This is a genomic window from Planctomycetia bacterium (genome assembly GCA_015200345.1).
In the GTDB taxonomy this organism is placed as follows: Bacteria; Planctomycetota; Phycisphaerae; order UBA1845; family UTPLA1; genus PLA3.
The window spans coordinates 1,126,005-1,151,396 of the sequence record CP054187.1; the positions used below are offsets into that span (position 1 = coordinate 1,126,005).

Genomic DNA, 25,392 nt, shown 5'->3' on the forward strand with positions numbered 1-25,392 from the left:
TTCGAGTCGCTTTCCGAATGGTCGCCGGGCGCTGCTTTCCACGCGGTGACGATTCCGCCGCCGCGAAGACGCGACCCCAGCCCAGCCTGGCAAGCAAGTCGTCCTCGCGCCGATGCATCCGCGCGAAATCCCCCGCCCGATGATCATCATACCCGCACAAATGAAGGCATCCATGCACCGCGTACAACACCAGCTCGCCCAGCCAGTCTCCCCCGCGCGACCGAGCCTCGCGACGGGCAACGTCCACACAAACCACCACTTGCCCCTCAACCCGCGCCGCCGTCTCCTTTTCGCGCAGATCAAACGTCAGCACGTCCGTCGCTCCGGACTTGCCCAGCCACCGCTCGTGCAATCGCGCCATCGCTGCCGCGCCGACCACGCTGATCTCCAGACGGCCCGATGCGATCCGCTCGGCGCGCAGCACAAACCGCGCCGCGCGCTGCAACGCACGTCGAACCACCGGCTCCCTCGCATCAACATGAATCTTCAAACGGCTAGATCGCTGGCGATCTAGCGAATCCCCACGACGTCGGACCCGCGGCGAAGCGATTCCTCTCGCTCCCTCGCGCCCGGACCGCCCCCTGCTCATGCGCGGCGAACCTGCGGCTGCGGCGCCGGTCTCGGCTCGAACGACTCGCCCTTGGGATAAGCAATGCGACCATGGTGAATCGCCCGCAGGCTGCGCACGATGCTCTCTTCGATCCGGGCCAGTTCCTTCAACGTGATATCGCAATCGTCAAACTGTCCGTCCATCAGCCGGTCCATGATGATCTCGTGGACCACCGTCTCGATCCGGCCGGCCGTCGGATCTTGCAAGCTGCGCACCGCGCCTTCGACGCCATCACAGATCATCAGAATCGCTGACTCGCGCGACCGCGGCTTGGGGCCGGGGTAGCGGAACTCCGTCTCGTCGGCCTCGCGCTCGTCGCGCCGGCCGCTGCGAGCCTCCTTCGCCGCCATCGCATGAAAATACCTCACGACCGTCGTGCCATGATGCTCGGCGATGAACTGATGCAGCACCGGCGGCAAACCGTGCTCCTTCGCCAGCGCCAGGCCGTCCTTCACGTGCGCCAGGATCACCAGTAGGCTCATCGTCGGCGCGAGGTTGCGATGGGCGTTCTCGCGCGTTTCCTGATTCTCGACATAATACGCCGGCTTGCACATCTTCCCGATATCGTGGTAGTACGCCCCGACGCGCACCAGCAGGCCGTTCGCGTCGATCTCCTCGGCGGCCGACTCGGCAATGCTGCCGATCAGGTGGCTGTGCTGCCACGTCCCCGGCGCGCGCTCGATCAACTGCCGCAACAACGGATTGCTCGTGTCGGCCCATTCCAACAGCGTCAGGTTTGTCGTGATGCGGAATACCTTCTCAATGATCGGCAGCAGCACCAGCACGACGCTCGCGCCGATCAACGCCGCCAGCGCCGCCCGCGCCGCCTCGCTCGCAATCAGCGCCATCGAGTCGCCCATCACCAGACCCAGAAACGTCGTGCTGATCGCGGCAACCAGCGCCGTCACCCCGCCGATCTCGACCATCCGAAGCCGCGTGCGTATCTCGCCCAACAGCAGGATCACCACGGCCGCCACACTCAAGAACACCACCAGCAGCCCGTCGGGCACTTCCTCCGTCACCGCCAGCAGCAACGCCAGACCGGCCGTCATGCCGATCGCATAGATTTGAGAATAGGCAATCGTCAAGATCGCAGCGGTCATCGTCACCGCCGCCACGCTCCAGATCGGACTGGTCCCCAGACTCGTCAGCAGCAGCCGATCGGCGAACAACATCAGCAAGAGCAGGCCCGCCAGCGCCAGCGCGCGCGTCGGCTTCTGCGCGATGCGAGGCTGACAGCGATACGTATAAACCGACAGCCCCGCCGTCAGCAGCGCGATCATCCCGAAGATGCCCGCCTTCTTCTTGCGCCAGCCGGCCAGCAGGCGCGGTTCGACGCTACGCTGCTTCAGGTACTCCTCGTGTTCCGCCTTCAGCAAGGCCAGCGTCTCGCCATCGAGCACGCCCGGTTTCACGAGGCGATCTCCCATCTGGAAACTGTCCTTCACCGGCGGCAGCGCCGCGGCCTCTTCCAGCTTCGCTTTGGTCTGATCCACGTCGTATACGAAGAGCGGTTCGGGCTTGCCTTCCGGCGGATTGATCACGTTCTTGACAATCGCCACCAGCGTCGGACGCACCGCCGGCGGGAACAAATCGCGCACCAAATCCTGCGCCAGTCGATCCACGTGGTCGCTGTTCACCGCGTAGGTCAACCGCTCCTTGGCCACCGGCACGAACACGCCGTCGCCGCGATCCAGTTGCACGACCCCCGCCGTGCTGCGGATCTCTCGCTCGATGTCCACTCGCTCGATCATGTTCCGCTGCGCCAACCGCTGCGACACCTGATCCACATCACGCTGAAACGCCGCGATCCCCGCGTCGTCCCCCATCGCGTTCAGCGCGTCGTAGCCCGCGCGATCCAACGACCAGCGCTTGCCGTGGGATTCCTGAAACTGCTCAAAACTCTCGACCGCCTTAACCGCCGCGAACAAATCCCGGAAGCCCGACGCCACCCCATCCACCACGCGATGGTTCAGCCGAAAGTAATCCGGCACTTCCTGTTGCGCCGTCTTGCGCGCTTCGGCCGTACGGCTTTGGTTGACCCGCTCGAAGTTGATTCGGGAGAGTATCGGCTGCTCGATCTCCTGCCCGAGGTAATAGGGCAGCCGCTCATCCCCGGATAGCACGATCAGCGACGCCCCGCCCCAGAAGCAGACCGCGATCACAATCGGCCAACTCAACAAACGACGAACCCGGTCCCGCAGCGGGATTTCACGTTCGCCCGATCGTCGCCGAGCTTCGTCCTGTCGTAACAATGGAGCGGTTCCTTCGATCCACCGGCTGCTGCCGGCTTCTGGCGGCGATGGACGCCACCCGCCCGACTAGCTTGCGCCGAGCGGCACCACCGTTTTCCCCTTCGAGATTCTAATCACCCGAGGGGCCAATACCCGGTTAAGCCTATCGCCCGACCGGGGTTTCGTCATCACCTAACTGTGGATTCCATGCATAAAACATCTCGCAACGATACAACGTAAGCATATTACCGGACTTATGCCCGCTCCTGCTCAACTTTTCACAGGCAGCTCAATATACGGAAAGCCATGCGGAGAATGGACCGGATCCGCGGAAGAAACCGCTCGCTCGAAATAGCCGGAGACTCCCCGGACCCACGTCGCGAGACCCAACCCCATGTACGGCACCGCACCGGTCGCGTTCAACACAATCGAAAGGTGCGCGGCCCAGGACGTGCGCAAGCGATCGACGCCCGCCAGATGACCCGCCCGGCGCGACGAATCACCGGCTGCCAACTCCGCGAGGCAGAGCTTCAAGTGGCATGCAGACACCTGTATCAATCCCTGAAGAAAATGCCGCTGGACCGATTCGCCGGGTACCACGCGCCACAAATCCTCCCACGCCTCGTGGGCCTCCCACCAATAGCCGTGGTTGTACAGGTCGCATCCATATAGATATTCGTCGCTGGTTTGCCAGGCTTCCGCCGGACGATACACGGCGACCGGTCGCGCATGCCCCGGCGGCTCGTAACTATGCCCGCTCGGATCAGCCGCCGGATGCGGATCCCGTCCCGGCGTGAAGCGGTACGGCGGGAAGGGCCGCTCTGTGTATCGCGGGTGAGCGATCAAGTTACGCGGATCAGGAGGGGGCATCGTGCTGCAACTATACCATGATCACGGGCGAGCCTTTCGCACGCACGCCGCGATTCGGATAAACTATTGATCGCGATGCAACAGACGCTGGGACTGATTGCCGGCGAGGGCGAATTCCCCCTCCTCGTGCTGCGCGGCGCGAAAGCCGCCGGCCTGCGCGTGGCCGTCGTCGGCCTGCGCGAATGTTACCTGCCCGCCGTGCGCGACGAGGCCGATCTCTTCCACGAAGCGGGCATCGCTCGGCTGGGTCGCTGGATTCGTCTGCTTCGCCGAGCCGGCGCCACGCAGGCCGTCATGGCGGGCCGCGTCGCCAAGACGCGCATCGTCGCCCTCCCGTGGTGGCGGCAGTTGCTGGTCTACTGGCCGGACTGGACGAGCCTTCGCGTGTATTATTTCGGCGCGGCGGATCGACGGAATGACTCGCTGCTCGGCGCAGTCGCCGATGAGATGATGCGAAAGGGCGTGACCTTGATCGACTCGACGGCCTATTGTCGCGACGCACTGGCGGGCGAGGGTCTGCTCACGCGCGGCACGCTCACCGAGGCGCAAACCGCCGACGTCGAACTCGGCTGGCGCATGGCGAAGGAGATGGGCCGGCTCGATATCGGCCAGTCGGTCGCTGTCTTCTGCAAGGACATCATCGCGGTGGAGGCGATCGAAGGCACCGACGCGATGATCGCCCGGGCCGGCCAGCTCTGTAAGGCCGGCGGCTGGACCCTGGTGAAGACGGCCAAGCCCAATCAGGACATGCGCTTCGATGTGCCGACGATCGGCGCGACCACGGTGCAGCGCGTCGCCGACGCGCGCGGAAAGGTCATCGTCGTCGAGGCCGATAAGACGCTGATCCTCGAACGCGATAAAACCATCGACTTGGCGAACAAGCTGGGCATCGTGATCGTCGGACACAGGGAATAGCCGAGCCTGCTTCGCACATGGACCGATGAACCGGCCGGAGAGCCAATACGCTATGGATTACCTCGTCACCGGCGGCGCCGGATTCATCGGATCGCATCTTGTCGAACGGCTCATCGGCCTGGGCGCCTCGGTGCGCGTGGCGGACAGCTTCATCACCGGCAAGAAGAAGAACCTCGCGCCGTTTGAAGGCAAATACGAACTCCTCGAGGGTGATCTGGCCGACCCGGCGATCTGCGCCCGCGCCGTCGCCGGTGTGCGCGTCGTGCTGCATCAGGCGGCGCTGGGTTCGGTGCCCAAGAGCGTAGCCGACCCGGCGACGAGCCATCGCAACAACGTGCAGGCGACGTTCAACCTGCTGAACGCGGCGCGCGAGGCCGGCGTCAAGCGATTCATCTACGCCGCCAGCAGCTCGGCCTACGGCGAATCGCCGACGCTGCCCAAGGTTGAATCGATGCCGACCAGTCCGCTGTCGCCCTACGCCGTGCAAAAGCTGATGGGCGAATACTACCTGTCCGTCTTTCATCGCTGCTACGGCATGGAGACGATCTCGCTGCGCTACTTCAACGTCTTCGGCCCGCGGCAGGATCCGCACGGCCAGTACGCCGCCGTCATCCCCGCCTTCGTCAGCGCCATGCTCAAGGGCAAATCGCCGACCATCTACGGCGACGGAGAACAGTCACGCGATTTCACCTACGTCGAGAACGTCGTCAATGCGAACCTGGCGGCCGTCGATGCGAAGGCGCTGCACGGCGAGGTTGTGAACATCGCGTGTCACGATCGAGTCACGCTCAACGAGATGATCCGGCACCTGAACACGCTGCTCGGCACCACCATCACCCCGACCTACGCCCCGCCCCGCCCCGGCGACATCAAGCACTCCTACGCCGACATCCGTCTCGCCGAGCAGGTCATCGGTTACAAGCCGACCGTCACGTTCGCCGACGGCCTCTCAAGGGCGATTGAGTGGTACCGCAGGAATCTGGATTGATTGAATCAACGCCGCGCCGTCCGTTCATACGGGACGCCATGCCGTCATGTCCGAGCCGGGCCGGTCACGGCTCGGTGAACGCGCGCAACCAATCTGCCAGCGCCGCCGTGTTGCGATCGAACATGGTTGCTGTACCACTGCTTCAAGCAGTGGCACCCCTTCGCCCGAACGGCGCACGAACGTTGAGCTTCGTCCGGAGGGCGCGCACGTTGCCAGCGGCTTCCGCCGCCGGACAGAGGCCCCCAAATTAGACCCTCTCGTCCGGAGGACGAACGAGCCTTGATTCGGCGCGTGATTCCAAACCGCATTCCCCGCCCTGTCCAAGCCTGATAAATCGTTATACGATGACCCGTCGGAAAGGAATCCGCATCGGCTATGTTTCGACTTCGCACTTTCAACGTCGTCCCCGCCCTGCCGCAGGCCCTCGCACGCCTCCAGGAGCTTGCCTACAACCTCTGGTGGAGCTGGAACAGCGAGGCCACCGAGCTGTTCCGCCGGCTTGATCCCGACCTGTGGAACGACACCGGCCAGAACCCCGTCGTCTTCCTCTCTCACATCGCCCAGAAGCGCCTCGATCACGCCGCGAATGACAAAGCTTACCTCGGCCACTACGGCCGGGTGATGACCGCGCTCGACGCGTACCTTAGCCGCGAGGGCTGGTTCGCCAAGACGTATCCCGATCTCAAAGACACGACAATTGCCTATTTTTCGATGGAATTCGGCCTGCACGAATCGCTGCCGGTCTACTCCGGAGGCCTGGGCATCCTCGCCGGCGACCACCTCAAGAGCGCCAGCGATCTGGGTCTGCCGCTCGTCGGCGTCGGACTCATGTACCGCCAGGGCTACTTCCAGCAACGCATCACCCACGAGGGCTGGCAGCTCGAGGAATACCCCTCGCTCGATTTTTACCAGTTGCCCGTTACGCTCGTACGCGCACAGGACGGCCAGCCCGTCAAGTTCAAACTCCCGATCGGTGAACACGATGCGACCGTGCAGGCGTGGCGCGTGCAGGTTGGCCGTGTGCGCCTCTTCCTGCTTGACACCGATCTGCCCGAGAACCCGCACGCCGTTCGCGACGTCACGCATCGGCTCTATGGCGGCGACGACACCATGCGCATCCGACAGGAAGTGCTCCTGGGCATCGGCGGACTGCGTCTGCTCGATCTGCTCGGCATCCGGCCCGACGTCTGCCACATGAACGAAGGCCATGCGGCCTTTCTCACCATTGAGCGACTGCGCCAGCATCGAGAGTATCACAAGCTGGACCTGCCCTCGGCGCGCGAGGCCGTCACGGCGGGGCTGATCTTCACGACGCACACGCCGGTGCCCGCGGGCATCGACCGCTTTGATGACAAACTCCTGACGCAATATGTTCAGCCGTATCTCCCGGCGATCGGCTTGAGCTTTGAAGACTTCCTGGCCCTGGGTCGCATCGATGCGAAAAACCCGGACGAACTCTTCTCGATGGCGGTGCTGGCCCTGCGACTGGCCGGCTCGGCCAACGGCGTCTCGGCGCTGCACGGCTACGTCTCACGCGACATGTGGCACACGGTCTGGCCCGGCGCGCCGCGCGACGAAGTGCCGATCACGTCGATCACCAACGGCATTCACGCGCTGACATGGATCGCGCCGGAAATCTCCGACCTGCTCACGCGCTACCTCGGCCCGGACTGGATCGAGAACCCCGTCGATCACGACATCTGGCGAATGGTAGCGGACATCCCCGATCTGGAGCTTTGGCGGGCGCACGAGCGGCGACGCGTTGCATTCGTGGCATTCGCACGCAAGCGCCTCCGCGAGCAGCTCCGTCGCGGCGGCGCCCCGCCCACCGAGGTCAAGAGCGCCGACGAAGTGCTCGACCCGGAGGCTCTCACAATCGGTTTCGCCCGGCGATTCGCACCCTACAAACGCGGATCGCTCATCTTCCGCCAGCCCGAGCGCCTCGCGCGGATTCTCTCCGACGCCGACCGCCCGGTGCAGATCGTCTTCGGCGGCAAGGCCCACCCGCGCGATGACAACGGCAAGGAGATCATCAAGCAGATCATTGCACACCTGCGCAAGCCGGAGTTCGCCCGGCGCGTCGTCTTCCTGGAAAACTATGACATCACGGTCGCACGCATGTTCGTTCAGGGTTGCGACGTCTGGCTGAACAACCCCATCAAACCCCGCGAAGCCTCCGGAACCAGCGGCATGAAGGCCGCCGTCAACGGAAGCCTCAACTTCTCCACCCTCGACGGCTGGTGGCCCGAAGCCTACGACGGCGAGAACGGCTGGGCCATCGACGAGGGCAAAATCTACGACGACCCGGCCTTTCAGGATCAGATTGAGGGCGAAGCCATTTACGAAATCCTGGAAAAAGAGATCGTCCCGCTCTTCTTCGATCGCGGCGCCGACGGCCTGCCGCGCGGTTGGATCGCGCGAATGAAACACTGCATGCGCACCATCTGTCCGATGTTCAACACCAATCGCATGCTGGAAGAGTATTCCAACATGCTCTACGCACCGGCGGCCCGCCGCTATCGCCAACGCGCGGCCAACGATTTCGGCGGGGCAAAGTCCCTTGCCGATTGGAAGGGACGACTGGCCTCTACCTGGCCTAAATTGCGCATCGAGCAGGTCGATTCCAACGGCGCGCCCGAATTGCCCGTCGGGTCAAAGGTGCAGGTTCGCGCTCGCGTTCATCTCGATTCCGTCAAGCCCGACGACGTCGCTGTGGAACTCTACTACGGTCACGTCGATGCGCACGGGCAACTGGTTGAAGGGATCAACCAGCCGATGAAACTGGTCGAGCCAATCGAAAACGGCTCGTTCTGGTTCCACGGTGAGATCCCTTGTCAGCGGAGCGGCCAGCACGGATTTGCGGTGCGCGTCCTGCCCCGACACCCCGATCTGGCCCACCCGCATGACACGGGGTTGATCCTCTGGGCGTGAGTGCCCCAATTGATACGTGCCGTTTATTGCCGGACCTTCCGGAACTGGAAACGTTTGAACCGAGCCGCGCGTCAGCATGCGGGTTCTTCATCATTGACCGTTACCAAACCCGCCCTCATGCTGCCGTTCGGTTCGATATGCGAACGCTGCCCGGACCGACCGACACGCGATTCACCTTGACAGGATCGGCGGCCTAAACTACCGTACGCAGCTTCATGGCCGCCACGATCCGGACGGCAAGATCGGGCTGCACAAGGGGCTGTAGCTCAATTGGTCAGAGCGCCGGCCTGTCACGCCGGAGGTTGCGGGTTCGAGCCCCGTCAGCCTCGTTTGCCCCCCAAACGAGAAGGCCCTTTCCGCCCCGCGGAGAGGGCCTCTTTCTTTGCGCTGAAACCCGCCCCGCCCGCTGACCGATGACCTTCTCATGGACGCAGCCTCCCAGCCCTCGAAACGATCGGCCTGCCTTGGTCGACCCGACGGCGTGTACATCATCGCCGAAGCCGGTGTAAATCACGACGGATGTCTAGAAAAAGCCCGCGCCCTGATCGACGCCGCCCGATCGGCCGGCGCCGACGCCGTGAAGTTTCAGGCCTTCTCCGCCGCGCGGATTGCCGCGGCCGACGCACCCACGTGCGCCTACCAGGCGACGGAGGCCGGCGAATCCCAGGCCCGGATGCTCGCACGGCTGGAGTTGTCGCCCGCGGATTTCGCCGTACTCAAACGCTACGCCGAGCAGCGCGGCATCGCGTTCCTCTGCACGCCCTTTTCAATACCTGATCTGGAAATGCTCGTCGCGCTCGGTGTCTCCGCACTCAAGATCGCCTCGCCGGACATCGTGAATGTCCCCTTGCTTCGCGCAGCGGCTGCCACCGGGCTCCCGCTGATCGCCTCCACCGGCGCGGCCACGCTCGACGAAATCGACGCCGCCGTCGCGCTGCTGACCGTCGCTGGCGCGCGCGATCGCTTGAGCCTGTTGCACTGCGTGTCGGCGTATCCGACCCGACCCGCCGAGGCGCGGCTCGGTTGCATTCGCACGCTCGCCGACCGATTCGGCTGCCCGGTCGGTTTCAGCGATCACACCGACGATGCAGCGTTCGCAGCACTGGCCGTCGCCGCCGGCGCGCGCATCCTCGAAAAGCATCTCACGTTGGATCGCTCGGCGAACGGTCCCGATCATTTCTTTTCGCTGGAGCCGGACGCCATGGCACGATACGTCGCCACGGCGCGCGCCGCGCTGACAGCGCTTGGCGATGGCCGCGTGGCGCCGAGCGAATCCGAACTGGAAGTGCGCCGCCTGGCTCGCGGCAGCCTCGTTACCCAAAGGCCCCTCCGCGCTGGCGAAGCCCTCGCAGCCGAACACCTCCTGGTGCAGCGACCTGCCGGCGGAATTCCACCGGATGCCTTCGACTCGGTTATCGGGCGCGTGATGCGCGTCGATGTCCCTGCTCAAACCCGCATCGAATGGTCGATGCTGGCCTGACAGGCGCCAGCGGAAATCTCCCAATCAATCGTCAACCCCGCGCGCCCGCTAACCGATAGCCCAACTGGGTACGCACCCGGATGGGGCCGCCGAACGCATCATTCGTACTCTTTTGAGAAGGGATCGCACATGACTGCCGCCACCGTCGCATCGCCGGATACATCCAAGCTGGTCGCATACGCCATCGCCAACGTCGGCGATATCGCCACGCTGCCCGAAGTCACGGTGCGCATCATTCAGATCGTCGAGAACCCCAAGTCCACCGCGCGCGACATGCACGACGTCATCAAGAATGACCCCGTCCTCGCTTCGCGCATCCTGAAAGTCGTCAACTCCGCTTTCTACGGCCTGCCCGGACAAATCGGCAGCTTCGAACGCGCCGTCGTCCTGCTAGGCCTTTCGGCGGTCAAAAACATCGCCATCGCCGCGTCGATGACCCACATGTTCAATGGCGGCCAATCCGTCGAAGGCTTCAGCGGCAAGGCCGGATGGGAGCACGCCGTCGCCGTCGCAGTCGGTTGTCGGCTGCTGTCGGCCGCGCAGGGCAAGCCGAACGTCGAGGAAAGCTTCCTCGCCGGACTGCTGCACGATCTCGGCTTGCTCGTCGAACGCCAGCTCTTCGCCGCGAAATTGACGGAAGTCATCAATCGAAGCAAAACCCCGGGCGCCTCGTTCTGCCAGCTGGAAACCGAAATCATTGGTGCCGATCACCAGGCCTTCGGCATGGCCCTGGCCACCAAGTGGCGATTCCCCGCCCACCTTTGCACGGCGATCGGATACCACCACAAACCGCTCGATCTGGCCCCCGCGAACCGCGAGCTGCCCGCCCTCGTGCGAATCGCCGACGTCCTCGCCTGCAACGCCGGAATCGGCTTCTGCGGAACGGCCAGCAACCAGCAGATCGAGCCGGAACTGCTCCAGATCACCGATCTCAACGAGTCGGATCTGGAAGAAGCCGTCGCCAAGCTGCCGGAGCAGGTCGCCCTGACCCAGTCGCTCTTCGGCGAGTGATTCCTCCATTCAGCGGTCAATCCGTTGAGCTGTCCAAGCACCGTTTCCATTCATCCACTATGATCCCTGCGAGTTGCGCGGCCTCGCCGAGTCAGCGCCGGCTAATCGTATGCCGCTGGTTCGTAGTCAACCGGCGGACAGCCAAATCGTACCCCACGCATGTCCGACGGCACGCTTGCCCTTTCCGCTACAGCAGTCTCAATCGCCCTGATCCACACCCTCGCCGGCCCCGACCATTACCTGCCGTTCGTCGCCATGGCCCGCGCCGGCCGCTGGCCGCTTCGCAAGACGCTGCGCGTGACGTTTCTGTGCGGGATCGGGCATGTCGGTAGTTCGGTGGCCCTGGGCCTGATCGGCGTGGCCATGGGGATCGGGGTTGAAAAACTCGAATGGATCGAATCCGCTCGCGGCGATTGGGCCGCGTGGCTGCTCATCGCGTTCGGAATCACTTACCTGACTTGGGGCATCTGGCGCGCCGTCCGCAACAAGCCGCACACGCACCTTCACCTTCACGCGGACGGAACCCTCCATTCCCACCCCCATGTTCATTCAGCCGATCATGCCCATCTACACGAACCGGGATTCAACGAAGCACCTGCGACGCTGGGAACCGCGAAGCCCGCGCGCTGGTCGCCGATGGCCCTGTTTATCGTCTTTGTGTTTGGGCCTTGCGAGCCGCTCATCCCGCTCATCATCTACCCAGCCGCCCGGCACAACCTGGGCGGGTTGATCCTCGTAACGACCCTCTTTTCAATCGTCACGATCGGGACCATGCTCGCCCTGGTCGCGGGCATGACGATGGGAGTCACCCGCCTGCGATGGGCGGGCTTGGAACGGTTCAGCCACGCCATGGCCGGGGGGATCGTGACGGCTTGTGGCGTGGCGATTCTAGCGGGGCTGTGAACGCGTCTGCGCCGGTTCGCCGCGCTGCGATGACTCAACGGGGCCGATGAACTTCCCGGGTGAGGGCGGGCCGTCCAACACAACCCACGACCGCTGGTCACGCTTGGCCACGGCCAAAGGGGAAATCGCCATGACCCAATCAATCCAGATCAAGCTGACATAACGTGCCCACGAAGCCGCGGACGCAAAAAATTCCGCGGGGGCCGCGATCAATTCATTGTAAGTCGATGCGATTCCGCCGACGTCGTGCGGGCGATCCAATTTGACGAATCGACACGCACCCGCCCGGGCCATCGCCCGGATCGGCCGCGACGGCGGCTTGAACCAAAGGATGTCGCCGGAACGCACGGTCTCGTACGGCGCGCGGCGGACCAACGACAGCCGGCATTCGATCTGCTTGCGGCCATCAAGCATTTTGTCAATATATTCATCGTACAGGACGACGAGATGGTGCCGGGGACCTTCGACCGGCAGGGGCGACCTGGCCGTTTCAGAGTCGATCGGTGTAAGCGGGAGCGCACCGGTTTTCATTCTCGTTTCTGATTCACTTCTTCAAGGTACTTCTGAAACTCGCCCATTTTGTAGGAAATGAAACAAAAAGCGTGATGAAGGGCGAGCCATTCAAGGTCCGTCTCATCGCCTTCGGCCTCGTGCCGCAGCTCGTTGAGCTTGGCCAGGAGCGGTTCCGCACGGAGTGGCGTCATTTGTAACCTCGCGAAAAACTGAAGCAACCCAAGTCCCGTACATGCCAAGACCCATGATTCCGAAGCGATGCCCGGAATTCAGGGTGGCGGATTAGACTATCTCCAATCCAAACTGGAATCGACAGGGAAAAGCCACTTGGGATGCGGATATCGCTTCCAGGTCTATGTAATCGTATTGGAACCCGTCCGGGGTTACTTCGAGAAGCTTGCGCAGAATACCCCACGATCCGGGCGGAGACACCCTCGCCGTCAAAGCCGTATCTCATTATTTTATAGTGAGTTACGACGACCAGACGATGCGACCTTGCGTCTGTAGTTCGGTATTCAAACGGTTCGAAAATTCCTCAAAAAACTTATTTTCAAAGCCCAAAAAGTATTGACACGAAGGGTCCGGATGTGTTACGCTACGGACTAGTTGCCCGAAGAAGGGCAGGGTTAGAAGCAGTCGAAAGAACGCACGCCCTGCGTGCGACAAGGTCAACGAGTACGGAGGAGAGGATCATGCGATTTACGAAGTTTGCTCTGGCAGTGGCGCTTCTGGTTGCCGCCCCCGCGTTTGGCGGTTTCTTTGAAGTCGAAGGTAACAACACACCGGCGACCGCCCAGTTCATTCCGTTGCCCTGCAACGCGAGCGCTGATGTCGGCATCGCTTCGCTGGCAGCCGGCGGCGGCGACGTGGACTACTACGCCGTCTTCGTTCCCGAAGGTTGCACCCTGACTGCCATCACCACCCCGATGGCCAGCCTGCCCGGCAGCTTCTCCACTCCGGACACCCTCTTGGGCGTCTTCACTGCTGGCGGAGCGGTGATCGTGGGTAATGATGATGCTGGCGACGATGCCGCGGACGGCAGCGTCGTCGGCCCTGTTCGTGGTTCGGCTGTTCGCTATCATGTTTCGCCCGGCAGCGGACTCGGCGGCATCTATCTGCTCGGCGTTACTGGTTTCCCTGACTTCAACTTCGGTGGTGCTCACCCCGAGGTCGGTCAGTACCTGCTCACGTTGAGCCTCGTTCCCGAGCCGAGCACCCTCGCTCTGCTGGGTCTGGGCGCGTTGAGCCTGATTCGCCGCCGCAAGTAATTCGGCGACTCGTTTGAACCTTAAAGGCGTCGCGAAGCCTGCTTCGCGACGCCTTTTTTTGCGCGCGCCAAACACTTGGATGGTCCTCCGCGCAGTACTGCCTCGAATTGCAGTGTTCACTGGACACGCCGAGCAGGTTCGGCACTTGGCAAGTACCATCCCGGTGTCGTCCCAAGGAGACTACAAGCTGTTTCAAAACCCCTTTCCATTTCAGGGAGTGGGTCGGGGTGAGGGTGAATGATTTCGTTTGAACTACTTTTTTCCCCTCACCGAACCTCTCCCCGAAGGGGGGAGGAGTTTTGAAACCAGTTCTGATCGGGGATTCAAGCCCACTTGGTGCAAATCGTTATGCGAGCGGCTTGAAGCTGTGGGGCCGCAACGAATGGGGGATCGGTCTTCGTTGCTGGCACGAATCGCTTGTCAGCGCGAGCACTCAATCACGCCGAACGGTTCACCAGCGACCGCACCATCATCACTGCCAGGTACAGCCCTCCCGCCAGGACAATTGTCGTCGCTCCAGCCGGCAGGCTCGGCGAATAGCTGATCGCCATACCCGCCAGATTCAGCCCGACGCACAGCAAACTCGCCAGGACCATCATCTGCCACAGGCGGCCGGAGAAGAATCCCGCCACGGCGGCCGGAAGCGTCAGCATGGCGATCACCATGATGATGCCGACGACTTTAAGAAGCACCACCACCGTCAGCGCCGTGAGGCAAAGCAGCGTCAGGTAGTAGAACTCGACCTTCACGCCGCGCAGCCGGGCGAACTCTTCATCAAAACAGACTGCCAGGAACTTGTTGTAGAACACAACGGCCAGCACGAGCACCAGCACATCGAGCAGCAGCATCAGCCGCAAATCCTCCGGCGAGACGAGCAGGATGTTGCCGAAGAGGTAGCTCATCAGCTCTTCGTTGTAGCCCGGTGTGCGAGAAATGAAGAGCACGCCGACGGCCATGCCCACGGCCCAGATCGCGCCGATGACCGTGTCCTCGCGTTGGCGAGCGCGCTGGCTGACCCAGCCGATCAGCAGCGCCGACACGATCGCCGCGACCACGGCGCCGAGCAGAGGGCTGCACCACACCAGGCCGTGGACGACCTGCATGTACTTCGCCGCGCCCATGCCACCCAGCACGGAGTGCGACACGGCACCGGCGATGTAACTGATCCGCCGCGTGACGACATAAGTTCCCACGACGCCGCACGCCACGCCAGCCAGGACCCCCATGGCCAGCGCGCTTTGCAGAAACGGATTGCCCAGGACCGCCTGGAAAAACTCCATGATTCAGCCGCCTGTCGCCGCTTAACTGTGATCGTGGCGGACCATGCAAACGTCCGGCCCGTACAGGTCCAGCAGATCTTTTCCGCGAAGCTCACTCGTTGTATGAACCGTCGCGCCGCGATTCACGCAAATCACGCGATTGACGAGCTTGGACACAAACGCCACATCGTGCGAAACGAGAATGACCGTGTGCCGCGCGCTTAACCGGCGCAGCAGTTCATAAAAATCATCCTGCACGCGCAGGTCCAGATTCGACGTCGGCTCGTCCAGCAACAACAGCTCCGGCTCGCACGCCAGCGCCCGCGCGATCAGCACGCGCTGCCGCTGACCGCCCGACAACGCCGCGAACGGTCGCCTCGCAAGATCGGCCAGCCCCACGTCACCCAGCGACCGAACCGCCGTTTCCCGATCCGACCGGCTGAATCGAAACCCTCCGCCGCTTGTCCCATGCCGCCCCATCAGCACCACATCCAGCACGTTGACGGGAAACTCCAGATCATGCCGCGTGTGCTGCGGCATGTAACCAATGCGCGGGCGGGCCTTCTCGGGCGAAACGCCGAACACGCGTATCTCGCCCCGCGTCGGTCGAAGCAAACCCAGAAACAGCTTCAGCAGCGTCGTCTTCCCGCCGCCGTTCGGACCAACTATCGAGATGAAATCGCGATTACCTATCGTGAGATCGACGCCGTCCAGCACCGCGTGGCGGTCATACGAAAACGACAAACCGCGTGCCTCGATGATCGTCCGGTCATCCATGGTACGCCGCCCTACTCCCGCGCCGCCGCGACGGGTGAATGCCCCTGCGCCGCAAATCCCTCGCCAAGGCGCTCGGCCATCGTCCACAGATCACGCTCGTAATCAATTGTCATCGGGTCCAGCGGGACAACGCGTGCCCCGATCGCATCGGCCACGGCTTTCGCCCCGCCGACGGCGAATTGCGGCTGGACGAACACACGCTTGATTCCCAGCGCTTTCGCGCGCGCCACAAGCTCCACCAGTCGCCGCGCCGAAGGCTCCTTCCCGTCCTCTTCGACCGACACCTGCACCAATCCGTATTCATCGGCGAAATAGCCATACGCCGGATGGAACACGAGAAACGCCCGCCCGGCGTAAGGCTTGAGCCGATCGCGAATGCGCGCGTCCAATTCGTCAAGGTCCTGTTCAAACCGGGCCAGGCCGGCGCCGTAGTTCGCTGTTCCGGCCGGGTCAATCTCCACCAACGCGTCCCGAATGTTGCGCGCCAGGACTTTCACCAGCCGCGGCGAAAGCCAGATATGCGGATCGCGCCCAGCGTGCGAATGGGAAGACTGGGATTCGTCATGCTCGCCGCGGCGCGACGGCTCATCGTGTGCGGCGCAGCAACCGGTCATTTCCCGATACCTCACGCTTCGCGTCGTATCGATCAATCGAACCGACGGCGCGATCTTCGCGATCCGATCACACACCATACGCTCGAAGGGCAGTCCGATCTGGAAATAGGCACATGACTCGGCCAGCCTGCTGATCTGCCGCGGCGTCGGCTCGTAAGTATGGTGAGATTGACCCGGGCCGACCATGACTTCAACCTCGGCGCGGTCCCCGGCGATGCGCTTCACGAAATCTGCCTGTGGAACGATGCTCACGAAGACGCGCAGCGGACCGGCCGATTCGACGCGATCACGGGCATTCACCGCGGCGTTTTCACGCTTTGAATCGCACGCGCCGGTGAACAAGAACAACAGGGCGCAGGCGATCCGGGCGGTGACCTTGCGCGGACACGGCGCGTCGAAACTTCTTTGACCGTGCATCGTCATGGCGTCCGCCGTAGCCCCCGCTCCGCCGCGCGACGCACGGCAAGTCCGCCGCCGCGCGCAGGCGACACAGGAGTATTACATTGTAATACGGCGGCGTCAATGGCCGGCTTCGCGTCGCGGACGCCCCGGAACGTCCGATAAACGTACCGCACCGGCATGGCATGGAGGCTCCCACGACCAAGTGGTGCCTCCGCAACGCAGATTCTGCGGGATGGACTGGATCACTGAATTGGTGTCGAACCGCAATCAATCATCCCAGTGGCCCGATCATGCAACAAGCGAAGAGTTGATCGCTTTTAAAGATCACTAAGCAAGCCGTCGATCGCTCCGTCGAGCTTGTCGGCGGTGAGATAGGTGCCGGACTGAATCTCGCGGCGGATTTCCACAATTCGGCGGGCGTTGGCTTCGGGCAGCTCCGCCAGGCGGCTCAAGATCGTTGCGATCTCGGAAATTTCGACGCGATCGTCTACGACCGCCGAACCAGCGTTGTCACTGCGTGATCGAAACGACTGGTTGAAGTAGTCCCGCACCGTCGCAGGCGAAGCGGTGTTGCCAATTGTCGAGACATCCATCATCTAACACGTACCTCCCGTCTTTCCCGCGAGTCGAGGTCTGTCCCCTCGCCCTTCGCGGGCCGACCGATCCCGGCGATGGTTATGGCCCGGCGTTACGACGATGAAGCAAGACTTGCGCGGTGGGCCACGGCGAACCAGGTCAATCCTTCACTTCCAGTATTATCGTCCAGGCATGGATTCGTTCTCCACAGAATCACTGGCAAAACACAAGATGTTGTTTGCCATAACGCGCTTTGATTGCGGACCTTAACGCGGGTAATACTGCACAGTTATGGGCCTGGCGCCCGTAAAAAAAGACTTTCCAGCACAGCCCTAACGAGGCCCTCACCCTGTGATTTACACAGAATTCACAAACACGAATTATCGAAATCCACAAGATGTTGTGGCTGACAGTACCTCGTAATACCTGCTCCGCCAACGCCTTGCCGACTCACTTGAGATCTGAACCGCGCAAAAACAGCCCGTCCCCCGCGATTGCGGCCTCACTTCATCCTGATCGAGCTGCCCCCGATCGCGTAAATTCCCATCGCGTTATAATCGCCCCAATGAGCCAACCCTTTGCCCAGGACCGTGCGCTGCGACTCGCCAATAACTTCGCCGATCTCGAACCGCGATACTCGCCCTCCGAAGCCCTCGCCGAGGCCGCCCGCTGCCTGTTCTGCTTCGACGCCCCCTGCACCCGGGCCTGTCCCACGCACATTGACGTCCCCAAGTTCATTCGCCAGATCCTTCACAAAAACGAAATCGGAGCGGCCGAAACGATCCTCTCCGCCAACATTTTCGGCGGCTCCTGCGCGCGGGCCTGCCCCACCGAAGTCCTCTGCGAAGGCGCCTGCGTCGACGGCACGATGTTGAAGGAACCAGTCAAGATCGGTCGCCTGCAACGATTCGCCTGCGACGCCGCGGCCGACCAGGGCGTCGAGTTCTTCGAAGCCGCTCCGGACACCGGACGCCGCGTCGCCATCGTCGGCGGCGGACCGGCGGGACTCACCTGCGCCCACGAACTTCGCAAGCACGGCCATGCGGTGACCGTCTTCGAGGCGCGCGAGATGCCCGGCGGCATCAACACCTACGGGATCGCGCGATACAAATACGACACCGCCTTCGCACTCTCCGAGGTGCAGCGCGTCCTGGCCATTGGAGGAATCGACCTTCGTCTGAATAGCCCGATGAACGGGGCCGACGTGGCGCAGCTTCTCGCCGACTACGACGCCGTCTTCCTCGCGATCGGCCTGGGGCGCACGGCGCCGCTGGGCATCCCGGGTGAAGACCTCTCCGGTGTCTGGGAGGCGCTGGATTTTGTCTTTCAAACGCACACCAAGCCGCTGGAACAATGCGAAGTCGGCCAGCGCGTCGTCGTCATCGGCGGCGGAAATACAGCCGTCGATGTCGCGACGGCCGCGGTGCGACTGGGGGCGGAACACGTCACGATCGCCTATCGACGGACGGCCGCGGACATGCCGGCCTTCGCCTACGAGTACGAACTGGCGAAGGCCGACGGAATCGCGTGGGAGTTTTCGGCCGCGCCGGTGCGGGTCGTCGGGCAGGGTGGTAAAGCGACAGCAGTAGAATTCATGCGAACGCGCGCGGCAGGGGGCGGTGGTGCCGCCGCGGGCCCGTCGGGCGGCCGATCCGCGAAGCTGGAGACGATTCCGGGATCAAACTTCACGCTCGAATGCGACATGGTGGTAAAGGCGCTGGGCCAGGAACCACTGATCGATCTGCTGCAAGCGATTCCCGGTTTGAAAACCGACAAGGGTCGCGTACTGATCGACGACGCCGGACGCACCAGCGTGCCGAAGCTGTTCGCCGGCGGCGACTGCACCAGCCGCGGGGCCGAGGTCGTTGACGCCGTGCAGGCGGGCAAGGTGGCTGCGGCGGGGATCGATGCGATGTTCGCGGCGGCCAAGCCTTGATGGCGATTGTTCGCGGCGCAGGTGGTTTCGACGTGCCGTCGCGCGCCGATCCTTATTGGGCATCCTCATCGTACGGTTCGCGGCGCAGGTGGTTTCGACGTGCCGTCGCGCGGCCTGGTTCAAGTGTTACCACCAGTGCCCGTCATTGACAGGCTGCACCGGCCGCTCTATAGTCCGGCCGTTCCAGCCGGATCGGATGGACAGCCGTTCGGGGTCGCCGCTAGCGGCCCGGTCCGGTGTTGTCGGTCAGATGTGTGGAACATGGCTGCGGGGTAGAGCAGTTGGTAGCTCGTCGGGCTCATAACCCGGAGGTCGCTGGTTCGAGTCCAGCCCCCGCTATCGAAAATCGGCCTTGGCGCTATCGCCAGGGCCGATTTCATTGATTGACCCCGCTACGAACCAGCGACTTTACGCTCTCACTTCAATTCTCGCTGCCGTGATTCTCCAAGGGCAGGTGAATTGCCACGACCGTACCTTGGTCAGTTTGACATTCGAGCGAGATTTCACCCCCATGGGCATGGACAATCGACCGACAGATTGCCAAGCCCAGCCCGGCGCTCCGCATGGCCGCGTCTCGACGTGCGGATCGCGCCCGGTCGCTTCGGTAAAAGCGCTCAAACACGTGCGGCAGGTCCTCCGGCGAAATGCCCGGTCCTGTATCGCACACTGTGAGCAAGACCACGCTCTTTTCTTGAACCAGCGCCACTTCCACCGTGCCGGCGCCGCCCATGTACTTGATCGAGTTGTCCAACAGATTGTTCAGTACGCGGCGAATTTTGCCCGAGTCCCCCACTACGAACACTTCGCCGTTCTCGCGGCGGCAATTCAACTGGATACCGTGTTCGTCGGCGAGGGGCCGGTAGAGATCCACCACGTCGTCAACCGCTCTCGACAAGCTGAATTGTTCAAAACGAAGCGGTTCCTTGCCGGCATCGAGCCGCGCAAGCAATAGGAGATCATCCGTCACTCGGCCCAGCAAATGATAGTATTCGAGGCTCTTTTCGATCACTGCCCGCAGCTCGGATTCGGTTCGCGGTTGTGCAAGCACGTGTTCGGCCGAGCCTCTTAAGGCGGTCAAGGGCGTACGCAACTCGTGAGCGGCGTCGGCGGTGAACTGCTGAATCTGGCGGAAACTGCGTTCCACGCGATTGAGCATGTCATTGAGCGTCTGCGCCAGCGCATCCAGCTCGTCATGGGAGCCGGCCAGAGGAACGCGCGTCGACAACCGTTGCGCGCTGATCTGCCGTGCCGCTTTTGTAATTCGAACAACTGGGGCCATGCTGCCTCGGGCGACAGCGCGCCCGCCGATGATCGCCAGCGCCGTCGCGATCACGAGTGCGGCGATGCAAAACACCATGCACATTGCGAGCGAGCGTTGAACGCGGTCCAGCCGATACGCTGCCTGAATGATGACGTCGCCGTGAACGGGCAGTTGCTCAATCTGCGCGGAGATTCGATAGGGTGGGTCTGAGGGCTGCTCGATCGTCTCGAACCAGGCCGCTGAGGCTTTCGGAGTTTTACTCGCCGAATCCTTCCAAGGGTTGGGAAAGCGATCGTTCGGGTCGCTCGTGATAAGCAGGTAGCCATCTGTACGCAAGAGACGAAACACAAGGTCGCTGTTGCTCCGGGAACCGAGTTCGGCACGAATTTCCCGTTCGACTTCTTTCAAGTCATCATCTTGCTCGTGGGTCAAGATGGCTCGGAACTCGTGCACCTCGCCTTCAAGAAAGCTGTCCACCTCGCGATACAGTGCAAAGTGAAGCGCGAGATACACGCCGACGCAGACCAATGTCGAAACACCGAGCGTCACTCCGGTGGCGAGAAGGGTGATTCGCGTTCGTACACTTCTTGCCACCGGAGTTCCTTAATTCTCTCGCAGAACGAATCCGACGCCTCGAATCGTGTGGATGAGCATGGAGCCGAACCCGTGATCGACTTTTTTCCGTAGCCGGGTCATCTGCACGTCAACGGCATTGGTCAGCGGATCCTGGTTCATGTCCCACACTTTTTCGAGGATCATGGATCGAGTCAGCACGTGCCCGGCGTTGCGCGCGAGGTACTCCAACAAAGCAAATTCGCGCGACGAGAGGTCAATACGGCGACCCGCCCGTTCAACATGTCGAGCGACCACGTCGATCATGAGGTCGCCCACGCGTATTGGGTTTGTGGAGACGGTGGAGGTCCGACGGACCAGGGCGCGAATTCGCGCCAGCAGTTCCGACGGGCTGAACGGCTTAACGAGATAATCATCCGCCCCGCAGTCAAGACCCCTGACGCGATCATCAACCGCATCGCGCGCCGTCAGGCAGATGACGGGGGACTTCACACCTTCGGATCGAAGCCCGCGAACGACGCTGAACCCATCCCGGATGGGAAGCATCAGGTCGAGAACGATCACGTCGTACGGATTCTGAATCGCGAGCCTGAAGCCCTCGTCGCCATCGGACGCCACGTCCACGGCCATGGATGCCTCGCGGAGGCAGCCCTCCACGAAAGCAGCAACGACCGGTTCATCCTCCACAACCAATGCGCGCACCTCAGAACTCCTTCTGTTTAGCGACATCATAGCCGCAGCGACACGCCGGGAGAATCGCCAACCAGCCGCGCAACCGCCGCAATCCGGAAATCCTTTCAGTTTTGTAACGATTGCGACACGGCCCGGAAAAGGGCCATCAGTACGATTCTGGCCCATAGGGAGCCTGATTCGGGAGATGGAATCTGGAAGGTTTCAACGTGTCTGAATGACGAATGGAGGATCCACAAATGGCTACAAAATCTGTGATTCGAATCACGGCTGGCGTTTGCGCAGTTTCGATCTGCGCTGGAATCGCCATTGTCTACGCCAAGGGACCGCCGAAGCATGAGGAGCAGGAGCGCCAGGTCAAGGAAGCGGAGGTGCCCAAGGCGGCGCTGGACGCGCTGAAGAAGGTGGCCGGAGGTAAGACGCTGACCGATTTCTCTGAGGAGGTGGAGCATGGCATTACCTATTACGAAGGTTCTTGGAAGGGGCCGAATGGAAACGTCGATGCCCTGGTGACGGCGAGCGGCGACCTCGTCGAGATTGAAGAAGCGATTCCCGAGGCCAGCGCCCCCAAGGCCGTTCTGGACAAGGCGCGTTCCGCGGCAGGCAAGGACGAGAAACTCTTTGTCGAGAAGAAGACAGTCATTCTCTACGAAGTGAAATATCGCAAGGACAACCGTCGGCACGAAGTCGTCTATTCGCCGGACGGTCGTGAACATGAGCACGAGGAGGAACTGGGGACCGCCGCGGATGACGATTGAAGGTCGCTGGTGACAGATGTGGCGATATGAAAGGCATCAGACATGAGAACAAACTTCCCGCTTGTTAGTTCCCTTTGGTTCACGCTCTCATTCGGCATTCAAGTTAGCGTTTGTCATTCGCTGACGGTGCCGACGATCGCAAATGCGAAGCCGACCGACATGCGAGATAACAAGACCGTCAACGGGGCAGCCCCGTCAAACCAGACGCATGGCCTCAGCTTCGCCAGGCCGACTGAGCAGGTCGTCGCTATTGGCCCGTTTTCGAGCGACCAGTCCGAGCAGGAACCGGGAAGCGAGCAGGCTGGCGCGACGAAGAAGGATTCCGAACCGCTTTCGCTCGATACTACGAATACCGCGAATACGCACGACGCTGACTACTTCGCGGAACGGGCCTACGGTATCGGAGGCCCATGGCGGCTTCGCAGCGCCGATGCGCTGAAACCCGGCACGCTTTCCATCCGCAATGAGTTAAATTGGGGCACCGGCTATCGCAGCGGTGACGACGAAGCGGCCTACGCTCTCAGCATCGATTACGGTATCGCTCCGATGCACCATCTGACTCTTGAGACGACCTCCATCGACATTGGAGACGGGCTTGGCACCGGCACAGGTGATGTCCGGCTCGGCTGGCATTGGCAGCTACTGAAGGAAGACGATTGCCTGCCGTCTTTCGCACTTCGTAACTATATCCGCGTGCCCACGGGCTACGAATCCAGCGGCGTTGACTATGAACTTCGTGGTCTGTTCAGCAAGTCCGTCGCGGATCATGTCCGGATTCACTTTGCGCCGTTTTTGAAGTCCGTGAACGGCGACAACATCGAAGACGTTCGCTATTTCCAATGGGGCGCGGCTATCGGATCGGATTGGAAGCTATCAGACAAACTTGATTTGGTAGTCGATTATGTCCACGAAACCTCTCAAACAGAGGGGCTTCGCAACCAGCACAGTCTCGACGCCGGATTCATTTACGAGATCGCCAAGGGTCACAAGATCGGTGTGAATGGCCGTGTCGGCTTGGACGGTGACGGCGTCAATGGCGACTGGGGCGCTGGCGTGTTCTACACCATCGCATTGGATGGTTTGCCGAGCCTGGCCAAGTAGATGGAGCATTTCACACAGCGAGAACTTAACACACCGTTACGTGGAAACGCAATTGCTGACTCACAAGGCAATCCCCGCGCACACTTGTCCTGAAGGTCCCACGGCCCATCACCATGATTCATCGCTCCGTCATTGCTCAGGCCATGCTATTGATTACGCTTTACTGCGCTGGCTGCATACAAGTAGACGCCAATCGTGATTTTGGTGACGCCTCCGCCCGCACGGCGGAACGCAACAGCGCATCCGATTCCTATAACCCTTCGGACGAATTACTTTGCAAGGAAAAGGCTCGCACTCTTCTCGACGGTGGATTGACGATTGATGAGGCTGTCAGTGTCGCGCTGCTCAACAACCCGGCATTCCAGGCAGAGTTCATGACCATCGGCGCCTCGCGCGCGGATGTCGTGCAATCGGGTCTGCTCACGAATCCGTCGCTCTTTTTTAGTGTTCGATTTCCCGATGCAGGCGGCCGGTCGAGCCTCAATTTCAGCTTTGCCCAACAGATCGTGGACCTTTGGCAGATTCCGGTGCGCAAGCAGATTGCGGAAGCCGATCTCGAACGAAGCGTTTCCAATGTCCTCGATCGGGGCGTTCAACTGGCGGCGGAAGTACGTGCGCAGTGCATTCAGGTGCTTGCGCTCGAACGCACCGAGCAGATTGCCGCCGACAATCTAGAGCTGACCCACGAATTGCTGAAGCTCTCGCAGGCACGCCTGGACGCCGGGGAGACCGATCCGACCGACGTGAATCTCGTGAACAGTCACGTCTATTTGGCCGAGCAAGTGCTGATCGCCGTCCGTCGTGACCGCCGGACCGCCGAACTGACGCTCGCATCGCTGCTTGGACTGATACGCTGGCCTGAGCCCTGGGAACTGCATGGGAGTCTGGAGGCGGGTGCTGGGTCCACAACAAACCCCAACGACTTGGTGCTTTGGGCGCGGGATGAACGTTTCGACGTGCGTGTGGTGACCAGCCAGATCGATTCGGCGGAAGCCCAATTGGAACGCGAGTATCTGGAGACCTTTCCCAACCTGACGTTGGGGCTGGAGGCTGAGCGAACGGATCGCCGAGCGTTGCCGGGTCGAAAGATCCTGGCGGACACGGCCCGGGCTTCGATCGCTGCCGGCGCACCGACCGCGCCAACGATCGAATCACGCGGACAGCGCGATCTGATTCGCCGGCAGATTGTCGATTCACTGCTGGGTCCCAGCATTCAACTGACGATCCCGATCTGGGACCAGAATCAGGCGCAGATCGCCAAGACGCGCTTTGTGGTCCTGCAACTCAGGAAGCAGTACGAAAGCCTGCTGGATCGGGTAACACGAGAAGTTCATCAGGCGTGCATCACAGCGTCGGCTGCCCGCGAGCTTGTCGATTTGTTGGGTGCAAAGGCTCTCCCGCGCGCCCGCGACAACGTTGAAATCATTCGCAAGCAATATGAGAACGGTGAACAGGGAATTCTGTTTCTGCTCGAAGCGCAAGAAGCGCTCTTGCAGCAAAGTCGCGCTTACGTGGATGCGCTTCGCGACAACGCCCTGGCATCCGCGGAATTGGTTCGAGCTGTCGGAGGCCGACGACCGACAGGAGGCGTTGACCAGCCAACCACGACTCAACCTGCATCAAGCCAACCCTGAAAGAGATCGGAGTTCAAGCATGCAACCGACTGAAATGAATGACCTCCTAAATTTGATCATGAGCATCCTCCAGTCCCTGTTGGCCATT

At 61.9% G+C, this 25,392-nt stretch carries 22 protein-coding genes and 2 tRNA genes; 14 read left to right on the forward strand and 10 right to left on the reverse strand.

Features of this window, described 5'->3' with window-relative positions; translation table 11 throughout:
* Nucleotides 1-172 precede the first annotated feature (172 nt).
* Nucleotides 173-514 carry a hypothetical protein gene (locus HRU71_04770; GenBank protein ID QOJ01967.1) on the forward strand — a complete coding sequence of 114 codons (342 nt, stop codon included), beginning with the start codon at nt 173-175 and terminating at the stop codon, nt 512-514.
* Between the two features lie 71 nt (nt 515-585).
* Here HRU71_04770 and HRU71_04775 read toward each other — a convergent pair whose 3' ends face one another.
* Together HRU71_04775 and HRU71_04780 are read right to left on the reverse strand one after the other, a co-directional pair.
* On the reverse strand, nt 586-2,790 hold the full coding sequence (locus HRU71_04775; GenBank protein QOJ02843.1) for an HDIG domain-containing protein: 2,205 nt from the start codon (nt 2,788-2,790) through the stop codon (nt 586-588).
* Between the two features lie 324 nt (nt 2,791-3,114).
* Nucleotides 3,115-3,690, reverse strand: a complete 576-nt coding sequence (locus HRU71_04780; protein ID QOJ02844.1) for a DUF309 domain-containing protein — start codon at nt 3,688-3,690, stop codon at nt 3,115-3,117.
* Nucleotides 3,691-3,780: 90 nt separating this feature from the next.
* On the opposite strand from HRU71_04780, the gene HRU71_04785 reads away from it, so the two are divergent.
* The 7 genes from HRU71_04785 to HRU71_04815 all read left to right on the forward strand — a co-directional run bounded on the left by HRU71_04785 (nt 3,781) and on the right by HRU71_04815 (nt 11,942).
* Complete coding sequence (locus HRU71_04785) at nt 3,781-4,629, forward strand: LpxI family protein (GenBank protein ID QOJ02845.1); 849 nt, start codon at nt 3,781-3,783, stop codon at nt 4,627-4,629.
* Between the two features lie 52 nt (nt 4,630-4,681).
* On the forward strand, nt 4,682-5,617 hold the full coding sequence (locus HRU71_04790; protein ID QOJ02846.1) for an SDR family oxidoreductase: 936 nt from the start codon (nt 4,682-4,684) through the stop codon (nt 5,615-5,617).
* A 375-nt stretch (nt 5,618-5,992) separates the two neighbouring features.
* On the forward strand, nt 5,993-8,548 hold the full coding sequence (gene glgP, locus HRU71_04795; GenBank protein QOJ02847.1) for an alpha-glucan family phosphorylase: 2,556 nt from the start codon (nt 5,993-5,995) through the stop codon (nt 8,546-8,548).
* Between the two features lie 255 nt (nt 8,549-8,803).
* Nucleotides 8,804-8,877: transfer RNA gene (locus HRU71_04800), tRNA-Asp, on the forward strand.
* A gap of 95 nt (nt 8,878-8,972) precedes the next feature.
* Nucleotides 8,973-10,028 carry an N-acetylneuraminate synthase family protein gene (locus tag HRU71_04805; protein QOJ02848.1) on the forward strand — a complete coding sequence of 352 codons (1,056 nt, stop codon included), beginning with the start codon at nt 8,973-8,975 and terminating at the stop codon, nt 10,026-10,028.
* Nucleotides 10,029-10,157: 129 nt separating this feature from the next.
* A complete protein-coding gene (locus HRU71_04810) occupies nt 10,158-11,039 on the forward strand; it encodes an HDOD domain-containing protein (GenBank protein QOJ02849.1) in 882 nt (293 codons plus the stop codon).
* A gap of 159 nt (nt 11,040-11,198) precedes the next feature.
* Nucleotides 11,199-11,942: a hypothetical protein gene (locus HRU71_04815; protein ID QOJ02850.1), complete on the forward strand. Its 744-nt coding sequence runs from the start codon at nt 11,199-11,201 to the stop codon at nt 11,940-11,942.
* Here the strand turns inward: HRU71_04815 and HRU71_04820 are convergent.
* On the reverse strand, nt 11,928-12,473 hold the full coding sequence (locus tag HRU71_04820) for a hypothetical protein (protein ID QOJ02851.1): 546 nt from the start codon (nt 12,471-12,473) through the stop codon (nt 11,928-11,930). The two genes, HRU71_04815 and HRU71_04820, sit on opposite strands and share 15 nt — an antisense overlap.
* The gene (locus HRU71_04825) at nt 12,470-12,646 is read right to left on the reverse strand and encodes a hypothetical protein (GenBank protein ID QOJ02852.1); all 177 of its coding nucleotides are present in this window, start codon (nt 12,644-12,646) and stop codon (nt 12,470-12,472) included. Before HRU71_04825 ends, HRU71_04820 begins: the two co-directional genes overlap by 4 nt.
* A 501-nt stretch (nt 12,647-13,147) precedes the next feature.
* On the opposite strand from HRU71_04825, the gene HRU71_04830 reads away from it, so the two are divergent.
* The gene (locus HRU71_04830; protein QOJ02853.1) at nt 13,148-13,723 is read left to right on the forward strand and encodes a PEP-CTERM sorting domain-containing protein; all 576 of its coding nucleotides are present in this window, start codon (nt 13,148-13,150) and stop codon (nt 13,721-13,723) included.
* A gap of 437 nt (nt 13,724-14,160) precedes the next feature.
* On the opposite strand, the gene HRU71_04835 is transcribed toward HRU71_04830, so the two are convergent.
* The 4 genes from HRU71_04835 to HRU71_04850 form a co-directional block, all read right to left on the reverse strand.
* Nucleotides 14,161-15,003: a metal ABC transporter permease gene (locus HRU71_04835; GenBank protein QOJ02854.1), complete on the reverse strand. Its 843-nt coding sequence runs from the start codon at nt 15,001-15,003 to the stop codon at nt 14,161-14,163.
* Between the two features lie 21 nt (nt 15,004-15,024).
* A complete protein-coding gene (locus HRU71_04840) occupies nt 15,025-15,759 on the reverse strand; it encodes an ABC transporter ATP-binding protein (GenBank protein QOJ02855.1) in 735 nt (244 codons plus the stop codon).
* A gap of 11 nt (nt 15,760-15,770) precedes the next feature.
* A complete protein-coding gene (locus HRU71_04845; GenBank protein QOJ02856.1) occupies nt 15,771-16,796 on the reverse strand; it encodes a zinc ABC transporter substrate-binding protein in 1,026 nt (341 codons plus the stop codon).
* 296 nt (nt 16,797-17,092) lie between these two features.
* Complete coding sequence (locus HRU71_04850; GenBank protein QOJ02857.1) at nt 17,093-17,371, reverse strand: flagellar biosynthesis anti-sigma factor FlgM; 279 nt, start codon at nt 17,369-17,371, stop codon at nt 17,093-17,095.
* Between the two features lie 545 nt (nt 17,372-17,916).
* Between HRU71_04850 and HRU71_04855 the strand changes: the two genes are divergently transcribed.
* Both HRU71_04855 and HRU71_04860 read left to right on the forward strand, forming a co-directional pair.
* A complete protein-coding gene (locus HRU71_04855) occupies nt 17,917-19,287 on the forward strand; it encodes an NAD(P)-dependent oxidoreductase (GenBank protein QOJ02858.1) in 1,371 nt (456 codons plus the stop codon).
* Nucleotides 19,288-19,553: 266 nt separating this feature from the next.
* Nucleotides 19,554-19,626, forward strand: a tRNA-Met gene (locus HRU71_04860).
* 82 nt (nt 19,627-19,708) lie between these two features.
* Here the strand turns inward: HRU71_04860 and HRU71_04865 are convergent.
* Nucleotides 19,709-21,142: a heavy metal sensor histidine kinase gene (locus HRU71_04865; GenBank protein QOJ02859.1), complete on the reverse strand. Its 1,434-nt coding sequence runs from the start codon at nt 21,140-21,142 to the stop codon at nt 19,709-19,711.
* Between the two features lie 9 nt (nt 21,143-21,151).
* Nucleotides 21,152-21,823, reverse strand: coding sequence for a response regulator transcription factor (locus tag HRU71_04870; GenBank protein QOJ02860.1), 672 nt, complete (start codon nt 21,821-21,823; stop codon nt 21,152-21,154).
* A 227-nt stretch (nt 21,824-22,050) separates the two neighbouring features.
* On the opposite strand from HRU71_04870, the gene HRU71_04875 reads away from it, so the two are divergent.
* The 3 genes from HRU71_04875 to HRU71_04885 all read left to right on the forward strand — a co-directional run bounded on the left by HRU71_04875 (nt 22,051) and on the right by HRU71_04885 (nt 25,304).
* A complete protein-coding gene (locus tag HRU71_04875; protein QOJ02861.1) occupies nt 22,051-22,569 on the forward strand; it encodes a hypothetical protein in 519 nt (172 codons plus the stop codon).
* Between the two features lie 42 nt (nt 22,570-22,611).
* Entirely contained in the window at nt 22,612-23,670 is a 1,059-nt protein-coding gene (locus HRU71_04880; GenBank protein QOJ02862.1) for a hypothetical protein, read from the forward strand.
* 113 nt (nt 23,671-23,783) lie between these two features.
* On the forward strand, nt 23,784-25,304 hold the full coding sequence (locus HRU71_04885) for a TolC family protein (protein QOJ02863.1): 1,521 nt from the start codon (nt 23,784-23,786) through the stop codon (nt 25,302-25,304).
* The last annotated feature ends 88 nt before the right edge of the window (nt 25,305-25,392 follow it).